At 68.5% G+C, this 13,327-nt stretch carries 11 protein-coding genes; all 11 read right to left on the bottom strand.

Annotation, left to right across the window (positions count from 1 at the left end; all coding sequences use genetic code 11):
* Positions 1-49: 49 nt before the first annotated feature.
* Positions 50-841, bottom strand: a complete 792-nt coding sequence (map, locus tag AXYL_RS18070; protein ID WP_013394277.1) for a type I methionyl aminopeptidase — start codon at positions 839-841, stop codon at positions 50-52.
* Positions 842-1,087, bottom strand: a complete 246-nt coding sequence (locus tag AXYL_RS18065) for a ParD-like family protein (RefSeq protein ID WP_013394276.1) — start codon at positions 1,085-1,087, stop codon at positions 842-844. It abuts the gene before it with no gap.
* A gap of 189 nt (positions 1,088-1,276) precedes the next feature.
* Positions 1,277-1,951, bottom strand: a complete 675-nt coding sequence (locus AXYL_RS18060) for a DUF2894 domain-containing protein (RefSeq protein WP_013394275.1) — start codon at positions 1,949-1,951, stop codon at positions 1,277-1,279.
* Positions 1,941-2,591 carry an OmpA family protein gene (locus tag AXYL_RS18055; RefSeq protein ID WP_013394274.1) on the bottom strand — a complete coding sequence of 217 codons (651 nt, stop codon included), beginning with the start codon at positions 2,589-2,591 and terminating at the stop codon, positions 1,941-1,943. Before AXYL_RS18055 ends, AXYL_RS18060 begins: the two co-directional genes overlap by 11 nt.
* The gene (locus tag AXYL_RS18050; RefSeq protein ID WP_013394273.1) at positions 2,588-6,277 is read right to left on the bottom strand and encodes a DUF802 domain-containing protein; all 3,690 of its coding nucleotides are present in this window, start codon (positions 6,275-6,277) and stop codon (positions 2,588-2,590) included. Before AXYL_RS18050 ends, AXYL_RS18055 begins: the two co-directional genes overlap by 4 nt.
* Before the next feature lie 10 nt (positions 6,278-6,287).
* On the bottom strand, positions 6,288-7,121 hold the full coding sequence (locus AXYL_RS18045) for a DUF3348 domain-containing protein (protein WP_013394272.1): 834 nt from the start codon (positions 7,119-7,121) through the stop codon (positions 6,288-6,290).
* A 157-nt stretch (positions 7,122-7,278) separates the two neighbouring features.
* Entirely contained in the window at positions 7,279-8,208 is a 930-nt protein-coding gene (locus AXYL_RS18040) for a LysR family transcriptional regulator (RefSeq protein ID WP_041655711.1), read from the bottom strand.
* Positions 8,209-8,402: 194 nt separating this feature from the next.
* Entirely contained in the window at positions 8,403-9,221 is an 819-nt protein-coding gene (locus AXYL_RS18035) for a phosphate/phosphite/phosphonate ABC transporter substrate-binding protein (protein ID WP_013394270.1), read from the bottom strand.
* A gap of 10 nt (positions 9,222-9,231) precedes the next feature.
* Positions 9,232-10,236 carry an ornithine cyclodeaminase family protein gene (locus tag AXYL_RS18030; RefSeq protein ID WP_013394269.1) on the bottom strand — a complete coding sequence of 335 codons (1,005 nt, stop codon included), beginning with the start codon at positions 10,234-10,236 and terminating at the stop codon, positions 9,232-9,234.
* A gap of 13 nt (positions 10,237-10,249) precedes the next feature.
* Positions 10,250-11,233, bottom strand: coding sequence for a Bug family tripartite tricarboxylate transporter substrate binding protein (locus AXYL_RS18025; protein WP_013394268.1), 984 nt, complete (start codon positions 11,231-11,233; stop codon positions 10,250-10,252).
* A gap of 40 nt (positions 11,234-11,273) precedes the next feature.
* Positions 11,274-12,971 (bottom strand): HAL/PAL/TAL family ammonia-lyase, encoded by a 1,698-nt coding sequence (locus AXYL_RS18020; RefSeq protein ID WP_237709910.1) that lies wholly within the window; start codon positions 12,969-12,971, stop codon positions 11,274-11,276.
* Between the last annotated feature and the right edge of the window lie 356 nt (positions 12,972-13,327).

The raw sequence follows: 13,327 nt of genomic DNA, 5'->3' as shown, positions 1-13,327 counted from the left end.
CGCACTCCGTTCCTTGCCATGGGCAGGGCCGGCGCGCCGCGTCAGAATATCAGGGGATGGGCGGATAGTCGCCGAAGCCGTCCGGCCAGGGCGTCAGCACCTCGTAGCCGGTGTCGGTCACGACCACCATGTGCTCCCACTGCGCGGACAGCGAACGGTCCTTGGTGACCACGGTCCAGCCGTCGGGCAGCTGCTTGGTCTGGGGCTTGCCGGCGTTGATCATGGGTTCGATGGTGAACATCATGCCGGGCTGCAGCACCATGCCTTCGCCCGGGCGGCCATAGTGCAGCACCTGCGGATCGTCGTGGTAGATCTGGCCGATGCCGTGGCCGCAGTATTCGCGCACGATGCTGAAGTGCTCGCGGTGCGCCACGGTCTGGATGGCGTGGCCGATGTCGCCCAGCGTGGCGCCGGGCTTGACGGCCATGATGCCGGCGCGCATGGCTTCGTAGGTGGTGTTGACCAGGCGGCGCGCCAGCGGGCTGGGCTGGCCCACGTAGTACATGCGGCTGGTGTCGCCGAACCAGCCGTCCTTGATGACGGCCACGTCGATGTTGAGGATGTCGCCGTTCTTCAGCACCTTGGCCGACGGGATGCCGTGGCAGATCACGTGGTTGGCCGAGGCGCAGATGGTCTTGGGAAAGCCGTGGTAGCCGACGTTGGCGGGAATCGCCTTCTGCACATTGACGATGTAGTCGTGGCAGATGCGGTCCAGCTCATCGGTGGTGACGCCCGGGCGGACGTGTTCGGCAATCATGTGCAGCACTTCCGCCGCCATGGCGCCGGCCTTGCGGGCCATTTCGATGTCGGCGGCGGACTTGATGGAAACCTTCTTTGCCATTTATGCGGCCTCCTGCTGGGCGGCCTGCGGCAGCCCCTGGGACAGCGAGGCGATGGCGAAGCCCTCCGCCTGTTCGATGCGGATCAGAAGTTGGCAGATGTCGGCGTGGCGCAGTTCGGGGTAGAGCTCGGACAGCATGCCGATGCGCATCCAGTGTTCGGCCTGGGAATTGATGGAGCGGCTGAGCGCGCCGCTGGCGACGCGGAGGTTCTCATGCATCTGCTCGGAAATCTTGACGATGCCCATGGAGTTAGCGATCCATATATGGTTTGTATATGGAACGTATCTTACTGCCGATGGGGGGAAGGGCGCAAATCGGGAGGACGCGCTCTGTTGGGGGCGTCCTGGGAGGGCCAAGGAGGGGGGGCGCTTGGCGGGACCGCCTGGTGGGCGGCAGGGAGGGGGCGCATCGCTCGGGGCCGCACCCCGGCGCTGTTAGCGCCCTTTGCCGCGCGTCGTCTTCTTGGCGCCGGCGCGCGGCGCGGCCTCCTTGGGCGCGGGCGCAGTGGCGGCTTGTACCTGTTCCAGCCACATCAGCGCATCGGTGTACGACAGGAACTGCTGCAGATAGCCCGGCGACACCTCGCGCATCAGCGACAGCGCCCGGTGCACCAATTGGTTGGAGTTGAGCGGGCCGGCGTTCTTGTGCACCTGCTCCTGGGACTGCCGGACTTGCCGGTCCGCGCTGACCCGCGACCAGACGCCGCGAAAGTACTCCAGCACTTCCAGTTCTGGGTAGGAGGCTCGCAGGTCCGTGGCGCCGCGCGCGTCGGCGCCGGGGTCGGCCATGTAGGCGGTCAGCGTCGCCAGCGGTCCGAGTTCGCAAGCGGCGGGAGCCGCCGCGGTGGCGCCTTCATGAGCGCATTCATTGGAGGCTGCAAGAGCCTTAACGGCAGCGCCGTCCAGTTCGGCCTCATAGGCCTGGATCAGTGCCGTCAGCTTGCCGTCCAGCAGCCTGCGGGCTTGGCCGTCTTGCGTGGCGGCGCGCCGTTGCAGGGCGTCCATGAACTGGAAGCGGACCGGCGCGATGCGGTCGGCGCCGGTTTCCCGCCAGGCGTCCAGCACGGCCCGGGCGTCGACGATTTCGCCGCGCGTGCCGTCACTGGCCATGCTTGGTTCCGGCGTCGCTGGAGGGTTTGGGGATGGGCGCGATTTCCACGCGGCGGTTCTTGGCCCGGCCTTCCTCGTCGGTGTTCGCGGCCACCGGCTGTTCGGAGCCGAAGGCCGCGGCGAACACGGCCGACGAAGGTACGCCCTCGTCGATCAGCGCGCGCGTCACGGTCAGGGCGCGCTGCGCGGACAGGTCCCAGTTGTCGGCGAAGCGCCGGTTGCCTTCGCGCACCTGCTGGTCGTCGGTATAGCCGCTGACCATCAGGATTTCGTTGTGCGACTTCAGATAGGCCGACAGGGGTTCGATCAGGCTCTTCAGGACCTCGCGGCCTTCCGGCTGCAACTGGTCGGAGTTCAGCGCGAACAAGACGCTGCCGCTGATGCCGATGCGGCCGTCGATCAGGGTCACGCGGCCGGCGGCCAGGGGGCCCGCCAGCGCCTGTTCCAGCGTCTCGCGGCGCTGGGTTTCGACCTGGCGCTGCTTGACCTCTTCCTCGAGCTGGGTCGACAGCTGCAACTGCACCGCGACGACGCTCACCAGGATCAGGACGAAGGCGCCCAGCAGCACCGACATCAGGTCGCCGAAGACGGCCCAGGCCGGGACTGCGGGCTCCACGCCGCCGTCGATGTCCTCGCTCATGCCGCTTCCGCTCCGGCCGTCGCGCGCTGGATGGCCAGCTGCTGCAGGTTCTCGATGATCTGCTTCTGCGACACCATGCTCAGGTCGACCACTTCACGGGCCTGCGCCACGTAGTAGGCCAGCTGTTCGTCGCCGCGCGCGATGGACTTGTCCAGCGCCGCTTCGATGCGTTGCAGGTGCGCGACCAGCTTGTCGTTGGACTCGCCAAAGAGCTGCACGGCCGTGCCGAAGGATTCGCCCAGGCTGGCCACTTCGACCGCGCCGCTGGCGACCTGTGCGGCCACTTCGGCCAGCTTGCCGGTTTCGGCCTGGGCCTGTTCGGTGAACTGCGTGCCGACGCGGTCCAGCAGGTCCGCCGACGAGGACACCAGTGCGTCCACGGCCGTGCGCTGTTCGGCGGCGGTGTGGTTGACGGCGTCCAGCAGGGTGCCCAGGGTTTCCAGCAGGCGAGTGCGCTCTTCCAGCATGTCGTTGTCGCGCTCCATGCTGTCGGAGAGCTTCTGGCGCAGTTCGCCGATGACCTCGGCGGCGGCGCGTGGCGCCTCGGAGGCAGCCTGCACCAGGCGGCCGATTTCGGCGATGGTGTCGTTGGCGGACGCCTGGGTCTGTGCGCTGATGTCTTGCGCGGTGATGGCCAGGGTGTCGCAGATCTGCTGCTGCTGGCTGGCCGTGTAGGAGCTGGTCTGCTCCCATTCGGCGCGCAGCGAGTCGGCGATGGCGCCGAGCTTGCCGGTCCAGGCTTCCAGGCGCGTTTCGTCCTTGGCGGCGAGCGCGGTCTGCAGGTCTGTCTGCGATTGCTCCAGCGTTTGCAACAGGGCGGCGGAATGCTGTTCGAACGCAGCGGCGGCGGCTTCCAGCGCCTGCTGGTTGTCGCCGGCCAGCTTGGCGTTGGCCTGCTCCTGGCGCGCCTGCGCGTCGGTCCAGGCTTGGGTGACGCCGGTGGCGGCGGTCTCCAGGCGGGCCGATACGCTTTCCAGCAGGCCAGCCTGGGCCTGCGTCTGCGCAGTGATGTCGCGCGCGGTCTGGGCCAGGGTGTCGTTGACTTCCAGTTGGCGCAGGGCGGCTTGGGTGCCGGCCTGTTCCCACTCCTGGCCGAGCTTGGCGGCCATGGCGGTCAGGGTGCCGGTCCAGGCGGCCAGGCGTTCCTGGTCGCGCGAAGCCAGCGCGGCCTGCAATTCAGTGTGCGACTGGTCCAGCGTCTGCAGCAGGGCCGCGGAGTGTTGTTCGAAGGCGGCAGCAGCCGATTCCAGCGCCTGCTGGTTGTCGCCGGCCAGCTTGGCATTGGCCTGCTCCTGGCGCGCCTGCGCTTCGGTCCAGGCTTGAGTGACGCCGGTGGCGGCCGTTTCCAGGCGGGCCGATACGCTTTCGAGCAGGCCGGCCTGGGCCTGGGTCTGGGCCGTGAGATCGCGCGCGGTCTGGGCCAGCGTGTCGTTGACTTCCACCTGGCGCAGGGCGGCCTGGGTGCCGGCCTGTTCCCATTCCTGGCCGAGCTTGGCGGCCATGGCGGTGAGCGTGCCGGTCCATGCGGCCAGGCGTTCCTGGTCGCGCGAGGCCAGCGCGGCTTGCAATTCAGTGTGCGACTGGTCCAGCGTCTGCAGCAAAGCTGCGGAATGCTGTTCGAAGGTGGCCGCGGCGGTTTCCAGTGCCTGCTGGTTGTCGCCAGCGAGCTTGGCATTGGCCTGTTCCTGGCGCGCCTGGGCTTCGGTCCAGGCCTGGGTGACGCTGCCGGCCGCCGTTTCCAGGCGGGCCGATACGCTTTCCAGCAGACCGGCCTGGGCCTGGGTCTGGGCCGCGATGTCGCGCGCGGTCTGGGCCAGCGTGTCGCTGACGGCCTGTTGGCGGGCCACGGTGTCGGCGCCGGCCTGCTGCCATTCCTGGCTCAGCGTCGCGCCCATGGCGGTCAGCGTGCCGGTCCAGGCGGCCAGGCGTTCCTGGTCGCGCGAGGCCAGCGCAGCCTGCAACTGGGCATGCGACTGGTCCAGCGTTTGCAACAGTGCGGCGGAATGCTGTTCGAAGGTGGCGGCGGCTGCAGCCAGGGCCTGGCGGTTGTCGCCGGCCAGCTTTTCGCCGGCCTGTTCCTGGCGGGCCAGGGCGCTGGCCCATTGCTGCGAGACGCCGTTGGCGGCCGCTTCCATGCGGGCCGACACGCCTTCCAGCAATTGGGCCTGGACCTGCGATTGCGCAGTAATGTCGTGCACGGCCTGCGCCAATGTGGCGCTGATCGCCTCCTGGCGTTCGGCGGCCTGCGCGCCGGACTGTTCCCATTCCTGGCGCAGCGTGGCGCCCATGGCGCCCAGCGTTTCGGTCCAGGCGGCGAGGCGCTGCTGGTCGCGCGAAGCCAGGTCGGATTGCAGCAGGGTATGCGATTGGTTCAGGGTGCGCAGCAGCGAGGCCGAATGCTGCTCGAAGCTGGCCGCGGCCGCGGTCAGGGCCTGCAGATTGTCGCCAGCCAGTTTCTCGCTGGCCTGCTCCTGGCGCGACAGCGCCTGGGTCCAGGCGTGGGACATGCTGCCCGACGATTCCTCCAGGCGCGAGGACACGCTGTCCAGCAGGGCGGCCGAGCGTTGTTCGAAGGTCTGGGCGAAGTGGTCGAGCGAGGCGCGCAGGTCCTGGGACAGGGCCTCGCTGGCGCGTTGCTGTCCGGCCAGGGCTTGGTTCCAGATGCCGGCGACATTGCTGGTGGTGGCTTGGAAGCCCGAGGTCAGGCCTTCCAGCTGGCGCTGCACGGCTTGCGTCACGGTGTCTTGCAGGGACGCGGTTTCGCGCGACAGGCTGGCCATGGTCGCTTCCACGACCGGTTGCAGGGCGGCGCCGGCCGAGCGCGCGCTTTGCGACACGCTTTCCTTCATGGATTGCTCCATGACGGCGGCAAGGCGGGAGTAGGCCGCTTCGGCCTTGCCCTGGAAGGCGTCCTGGCTGGCCATGTGGCGGTCGCTCAGGGCCTGATTCTGCTGCGCCATGCTGTTCATCATGGTCTGCAACTGGTCGACCAGGGTCGGCATGGCGTCGGCCTGGCGCTGCATGACTTCGGCCTGGCGTTGCAGCAGCTTGAAGGATTCCTCGCGTTGGTAGCCTTGCGAGTACACCCGCAGCGTGGTGGCTGCCTTGCTGTCCAGCAATTGCGCTGCGCGCACGCGTTCGCGGCGGCACAGGGCCGCCAGCAGGCCCAGCATGGCGGAGCTGGCGACGCCTGCGATCGAGGTGCCGAAGGCGAAGCCCAGGCCCTTGACCGGCGCGGCGAGCGAGGCGCGGATGGCGGCCAGGTCGGTGGCGCTTTCCAGCGCGAGGCCGGTGCCGCGCAGGGTCACGACCATGCCCAGGAAGGTACCCAGCATGCCCAGCAAGACCAGCAGGCCCACCAGATACGGCGTCAGCGCCGGTCCGGGCAGGCCCGCGCGCTCGCCCTCGATTCGCAGGCGCGTGGCGTTGCGCAGGCTAGGCGGCAACTGGTCCAGCCAGGATCCGAGATTGCCGGGCGCATCGGACAGGCCCGAAAGCGCGCGCGTCAGCGAGGAGGTCGCCTGCTGGTAGCGCAGCAGTTCGAGCGCGCCGCCCACGTAACAGGCGCCTATCAGCAAGGTCACGGCCAGCGCCAGCGGGTTGTTGCCCGCATAGCCCGCGCCGATCCAGCCCACGACGGCCAGACCCGCCAAGAAAACAACGAGATTAGTCAGATATTTGGACATAGTGTCCCGGTTAGCTGGCGCGAAGGGTGGCAAGCAGCCCTTCGACCGGTTGTAAACGAACATCCAATTCGGCCAGCAGCACGCTGCGCATGTCTTTGCGGAACGTGTCCAGCCAGGCGCCTGGCGTTATCGGTGCCTGCGCCACTGCGGGCGCCGCGCCTGTCTCGGCTGCGGCATCGCCTTGCGCCTCGACGTCGACCGCGGCTTGGGCCTCAGCTTCCGCCAATGCGGCAGCCTCGGCCAACGCAGCGGCCTCGGCCTCGCGCAAGCGGTTGAAATGGCCTTGCAGCAACTTCGGAATCACGCCGAATAGCGCGCGTTCCTTGGGCAGCAGGGCGCGGTCCATGATGGCGTCGACCACCGCCAGGCGTGTCATTTCGCCATTCTTGGCCGCGACCATGCCGCGCAGGCGGCTGCGCAGATTGCCCACGGCGGTTTCCATCGTGTGCTGCAACGACAGATAGCGCTGGCGAAAATTCGCGTAGTCGGCTTCGGCCTCGGCCAGCGCCGCCAACTGCTTGGCGGGGGCGCGGGCTTGTCCCGGTCCGGGCCGCTTGGCGGCCGTGGCCGCGGTGTCGCTGGCGATGGCGTCGGCCAACGTGGTCCGCACGCGGGCGCAGTCGCGCTCCTCGGCGCTGCTGAACATGCGCGCGCCGGGGGCGATCACCGGCGGGCTGGTATTCAGCGCCGCGGAGAGCGCGATCGCGTCCGTCCAGCCGAGCCATAGGCTCAGATGGTCTGAAAGCGATTGCCTGGATTGCGGGACGTCGGCATCCGTCAGGCGAGTCAGCAAGCGAATGAGCGTCGGGCCGCTTAAACCTGTGCGCTGTGGGGCCTGCAACATACCACCAGAGTCAAAAAGGGGGGAGTTTACACGGTGGAGGGCGGCGCCAGGGCCGAAGGAGGACAGGAGGGGCGGCCCGCGGGTGAAAAAGGGGGCCGTATCGCCTCGGGATGCAATATTGTGACGGGGGTGAGGGCCCGTGCGCGCAGGGAAAAACCTAGGCCGCGCGGCGCACCTCCAGGCGCGGTGTGTGGCAACGCGCGGCGCCATCCAGGTAATCGGCCAGAAAATCGATCAGCCGGCGGGTCCGGGCGGGCAACAGGCGGGTCTCGGTCACGGCATGGACCTCGATCGGTCCGAGGCTCCAGGCCGGCAGCACGCGCGCCAGCTCGCCGGAGCGCAGCCGGCCGCTTTCGTCTCCGCCCAGCGCCGCGATGCCGGCGCCCAGCACGGCAAGCTGCCGGGCCATGCAGGCGTCGTTGGCGCCATAGCGGTGCTCCACTGGAACCAGCAACTGCTCGCGGCCGCGCTGCAGCGGCCAGGGCGCGGGCTGGCCGCCGCCGGCGCGCAGGCCGATGCAGTCGTGGCGCGCCAGGTCGGCGGGGCAGGCGGGGGTGCCGCGGGCCGCCAGGTAGGCGGGCGCGGCGTACAGGCTGGCATGGACCGCGCCGAGTCGGCGCGCCACCAGCGACGAGTCGGGCAGTTCGCCCAGGCGGATCGCCACGTCGCCGATCTCGGGCGGGTGCTCGGCGAACTCGGGGCCGGTCACGCTCAGTTGCAGGCGGATTTCGGGGTAGTGGCTGCCGAATTCGACCAAGGCCGGCATCAAGGCGTCCAACGCGTATGCCGCCGGCAACTGGACGTGCAGCGGGCCGCTGGGAATTTCCAGTTGCTCGCGCAATTCCTCGTGGGCGATCTCGGCTTCGGCCACAATGCGGCGGCAGCGCTCGAAATACAGCCGGCCGGCGTCGGTCAATTCCACTCGGCGCGTGTTGCGGCTGAGCAGCCGCAGGCCGACCGCGCGCTCCAGTTCGGCCACCTGGCGCGACACCGTGGAGGTCGGCATGCCGAGGACCGCGGCGGCCCGGCTGAAGCTATGCGCCTTCGCCACTTCGGCGAACAATTCCATGCCATGCAGGCGTTTCATATATGCATCTCCCGCGCGGTCCGGACGGATCAGCGCCATCTTTCATTGCTGAGGGTGCGTGCTGGCGGCGGGCCGGGGGCCCGCCGTCGCAGGAGTGCATTGTCGGCACGGGGTTTTAATAATTCTTTAAAGCGCCGACGTTCCAGGGAATCGGGGCAGTACACCTGCTGCGCAAAGCGGCGCCTGCCCCGGCTTTAGCGTATCTCGGGATAGCCGGCCGCCGTTGCGGCTTGCGCCATGTCGCTCAGGACCGTGTACGACGCGGGGTCAGGGCGCGCGAAGCGCGCCACATGGGCGGCGCGCAGCAGCGGCGCGTGGGCTGGATCCTCGTGCATGGTCAGCAGGACGTCCGACAGGGCTTGCGCGCTGGCCGGATCCACGTCGGGTCCGGCCACCAGCAAGGGATTCGGCGTCCAGGGCGTATACGCCAGCGTGCGCAATCCGGCCAGCGCGGCCGGATCGTGCGCGCGCAGCAGATCCAGGTACCAGCCGTCGACCGCGGTCAGGTCGATTTCGCCGTCGGCCAGGGCGCGCAGCAGGCCCCGCGGGTTGCCATAGGGGCCCTTGGACGCCGCGAACAGGGCGCCGCCGGCCGCGGCCAGCCCCGCCAGCGCCGCGCGCGGCGCGTTCCAGCCCGATTGCGAGTCACGCACCATCCAGCCATAACGGCTGCCGGCCGCGTCAGCCAGCGACGACCAGCCGCAGTCGGCGCGCACCAGGAATTCGCTGCGGTAGCGCGGCAGGCCTTCGTAGGCCGGCCAGTCCGGCACCACTGCGGCGACGGCGCCAAAGGCCCGCCCCGCCTGCAGCGCCGTGACATAAGGCCAGCCGCATATGAAGACGCCGCACAGCCCCGGCCGCTCCCACAGTTCGCCGATGGGCGTCGGCCAGCCGTGCTCGACGAAGTGCACGTCCAGGCCGGCGCGGGCGTGCGCGGCCTGCAGCAGCGCATGCCAGGCAGCCCGCGCCGCGGGCGCCACGTCGTACATGCGCGTCGAAGTGATGAGATCCATGGCGCTTCGCCTAGGCAAATTTCAAGGTCTGGCCCAGGCCCATCTTGCGGGCCTTCTCCAGCATGGCATGGCCCAGCGCGATGTCGGTAGTGGACAGGCCACGGTGCCAGAACAGGATGGTCTCGTCATCGCGCTCGCGGCCCGGCTTCAGGCCCGCCACGATCTGGCCCAGTTCGGCGTGCAGGTTTTCCTCGGTGATGCGGTCACTGTCGACGTGGGCGCGCAGCGCGCCGTAGGGCAGGCCCTTGCGGCATTGGCCCCAGTCATCGACCACCACCTTGCTCATGATGTCGGTCAGGCTCAGCTCCACCGCGCTCATGGTGCCATAGGGCATGACCAGGGCGCCGGGCTTGATCCACTCGGTCTTGAGCAAAGGCGTGGGTTCGGGCAGGCGCGAGGCTTCGACCACGATGTCGGCGCCACGCACGCAGGATTCCCAATTATTGACGACCTTTACCGGCTTGCCCAGGTCGCGCGACAGGCGCTCGCCGAAGGCCTGCTGGCTTTCCGGACGGCGCGAATGCACGCGGATCTCGTCGAAGTCGTAGAGGCTGTCGAGCAGGCGCACGTTCCAGTAAGAGGTGCCGCGCGAACCGATATGGCCCAGCACTTTGCTGTTCTTGCGCGCCAGATATTTGGCGCCCAGCGCCGTGACCGCGCCGGTGCGCATGTCGGTGATGGCGGTCGCGTCGACCACGGCCAGCGGCTTGCCATTGACCGGATCGAACAGGTTGAGCAGGGCCATTTCCGAAGGCAGGCCGACCTTGTAGTTGTCGACGAAGTCGCTGACCACTTTCACGCCTGCCACGTGCAGCGGCTCAATATAGCCGCGCAGCACATTGAAGTGCCCCTTGGCGGAAGACTCCGGCACCAGGTGCATGCGCGGTTCGATGACGGTCTTGCCTCGCCCCTGGGCGTCCAGCGCGCTTTGCACGGCGGCCAGGATTTCCGCGTCGGTCAGCTCCAGCGCACGCACGTCGGGGCCGTTCAGGTAGGTGATGTCTATGGATTGCATGATGTCTCCTCGGTTATTGGATCGGTTGAATGCCGGCCTGCTTGACGATGGCCGCCCATTTATCGGTTTCCTGCTGGATCGTTTGGGTGAAATCCGCGCGGTTCGAGCCGGCGGGCTCCACGCCCAGGCCGGCGAACTTCTGGCGCACGGACTCCTTCTGCAGCACGGCGGCAATGTCGGCCTGCAACTGGTCAAGGATCGCGGGCGGCACCTTGGCCGGCGCGACGATGCCGTACCAGGAGGTCACGTCGAAGCCCGGATAGCCGCTTTCGGCCACCGTGGGCACGTCCTTCAATTGCGGCAGGCGTTGCGGACCGGCGACCGCCAGCGCGCGCAGCTTGCCGGACTGGATAAACGGCAGCACGGTCGAGACACCGGCGAACATCATGTCCACATTGCCCGCCACCACATCGTTGACGGCGGCAGCCATGGCGTTGTACGGAATGTGGCGCGTGACGATGCCGGCCGACTGGTTGAGCAGTTCGCCCGCCAGGTGGGCGCCGCTGCCAGGACCGGGCGAGGAATAGTTGAGCTTGTCCGGATGCTGGCGCGCATAGGCCACCAGTTCGGTGAAGGTCTTGACCGGCACCTTGTCGTTGACCACCAGCACATTGGGCGAAGTGGCCAGCATGGTCACCGGCGCGAAGTCGCGGGCCGTGTTGAAGGGCAGCTTGGTATAGAGCAGCGGGTTGACGGTCAGGTTGCCAGCCGGCGCCAGGGCCAGCGTGTAGCCGTCCGGATTGGCACGGGCGACGAAGTCCATGCCGATATTGCCGGAGGCGCCGACCTTGTTTTCGATGATGACCGGCACGCCCCATTTGCCGTTGAGCTCCTGGCCCACGATGCGGGGCAACGCGTCGGCGATGCCGCCCGCGCCGAACGGCACGACGATGGTGACGGGCCGATCGGGATACTTGCCTTCGGCGGCAGCCGCGGGCGCGGACAGCGTGGCGGCCAGAAGCGTGCCGCTCAGGCACAGCGCGAGATACTTGTTCATGTTCATTCCCCTTGTTGTTGGTCAGGCGGCGGCGCGGCGTCTACAGCGCGGCGTCGCGCGCCTGGTCCAGAAACCGGTCGGCGCGCGCAATGTCGTCGGCAAGTCTTCTGTCTTGCGAAAGAAACGGCACTTCCACCCGAAAGGCCGCCAGCACCGCGCCGGTTCCCTTGCCCAGCGGACGCCGGGGGTCGGCGCGCGTGCGCAGGTCCACGGCCTGCGCCGCATGGATCAGCTCTATGCCCAGCAGGGTGCGCAGCCGTCCGGTCTGCTGCCCCACGCGTTGCGCGGCGAGCGGGCCATTGGTGGCCACGTCTTCGATATTGCCCGCGACCGCCAGCGCGTCGGACGAGACGGGCTGCGACAGCGTCCGGATCTCGGTGGCCAATAGCGACACGGGCTTCTGGATCGTGGTGTAGGCCAGGGTCGTGTCATTGGGCGACAGAAAGCGCGGCAGCTTGGTGAAGGCGGGGTCGCCCATGCGCAGTACGCGCTGCGCCGACGACTGGGCCACCTGCGAAAGCGCCACGCCTACCGACTGCAGCGGCACCACCCAGGCGGTGGGGTCGAATCCGGCGCTGGGCAACACGGCGCCGCGCAGCTTGCCTTGAGTCACGTAATAGCGGGTTTCCTGCGGCGTGGCGCCGGCCGGCGGCGACACATCCAGCGCCACGGTCGGGTTGTCATCCGAGCTGTTGATCTGCACCAGCAACTGCGCGTCCAGTTGGCGCAGCGCTTCGCGTGCGGCGCCATGCACCTGGCTCACGGTACGGAAGCTCAGGGGATCCTGCAGGGGCCGCTGCTCGTCCGTTTGCCAGAGCGCGCTGCCTTCGAGCAGCGACAGGATGCGACGGGCCACCTGCTGCTGGGCCGGATAGGGACGCTGGCCCTGGGTGGCGGGCAGCAAGGGCGCGATGTTGCCGTTCAGGCCTTCGAGCGACAGGGCCGCCACCTCATCGGCGCGGTCCAGCACCCGGCTGGCGTCGTGCGCCGCGAGGATGGCCAGGGCCGCGCCATAGGCGTTGGAGCTCAGCAGGGACAGAGAGTCCTTGGCATAAGGCTGTACTGGCGCCAGGCCCGCCTGGCGCATGGCCTCGGCCGCCGGCAGGAGCTTGCCGCCGATCTCGACCATGCCTTCGCCCATCATGGCCAGGCCGATCTGGGGCAGGATGGTGATGTCGGCCTGGCCCACGGAGCCTTGGCCCAGCACTACCGGCGTCAAACCCTGGTTGAGAAAATCGGCGTATTGGCGAACCAGGGGCGGGCTCATGCCGGTACCGCCGGCCAGCGCCGTGTTCAGCCTTATCAGCATGGCGGCTCGCACCGTGTCCGCTGCCGCCGGCTCGCCGTAGGCCACGGTGTGCGACAGCAGCATGCGGTGGTTGAAGGCCGCGGACAATGCCCGGGCCTCGTCCGACAGTGTGTCGCCCGAGAAGATGGTCTGGTCCTTGTTCTGGCCCACGCCGCGATTCAGGCCGTACACGGGCTGTCCCAGGCGGCCGTATTCCAGCAGCAGATCGTGCGACCGGGCGACGCGCTGCCACGCGGCCTCGGTGGCCGCCACGGGCCGGCCGCCGCGCGCGACGGCGACCACGTCAGCGGCAGTGAGCGAGCGGCCGTCCAGCGTCAAGGGCGCTTGCCGGGCGGCGGCGCGCGTGTCGCCGGCGGCGGCCGGCATGGCGGGCGTGGCGGACCAGGCCGGGGCGGCTTGCAACGCTGCCGACAAGGCAAGGGCCAGCAACAGCGGACCCGCGAACCTGGGTGAAAAACTTCTCGAAACGCAAACTTCAACGACTGGAAGATGACGCATCACTACTCCTCGAGCGGAGGAAAGGGGGGAGAAGAGGGACTAGAGCGTGAGATGGGGCGTATCCGGGCCGACTGCAGGCACGTACTCGAAGGCAGGGGGGTGTTGCCCAGGTGCTGTGCGGCGGGCGGCGCTCATGGCGCGTTCCGGGGTTGCGGGTATCGGCGGGTTTTATTTAACTCGTATATACAAGTACAGTCAAGGTGCCGAATTAAAATGCTGCGCTCAAGTCCATGGCCGCCCGCAGCTCGCCGCCCGCAGCTGGCCGCCCGCAGCCAGATGGGCGCGCG

Source organism: Achromobacter xylosoxidans A8, from assembly GCF_000165835.1.
Taxonomy (GTDB): domain Bacteria; phylum Pseudomonadota; class Gammaproteobacteria; order Burkholderiales; family Burkholderiaceae_B; genus Achromobacter; species Achromobacter xylosoxidans_B.
The sequence above is the reverse complement of the archived record's forward strand: the minus strand, read 5'-3'. Positions and strand labels throughout refer to the sequence as shown.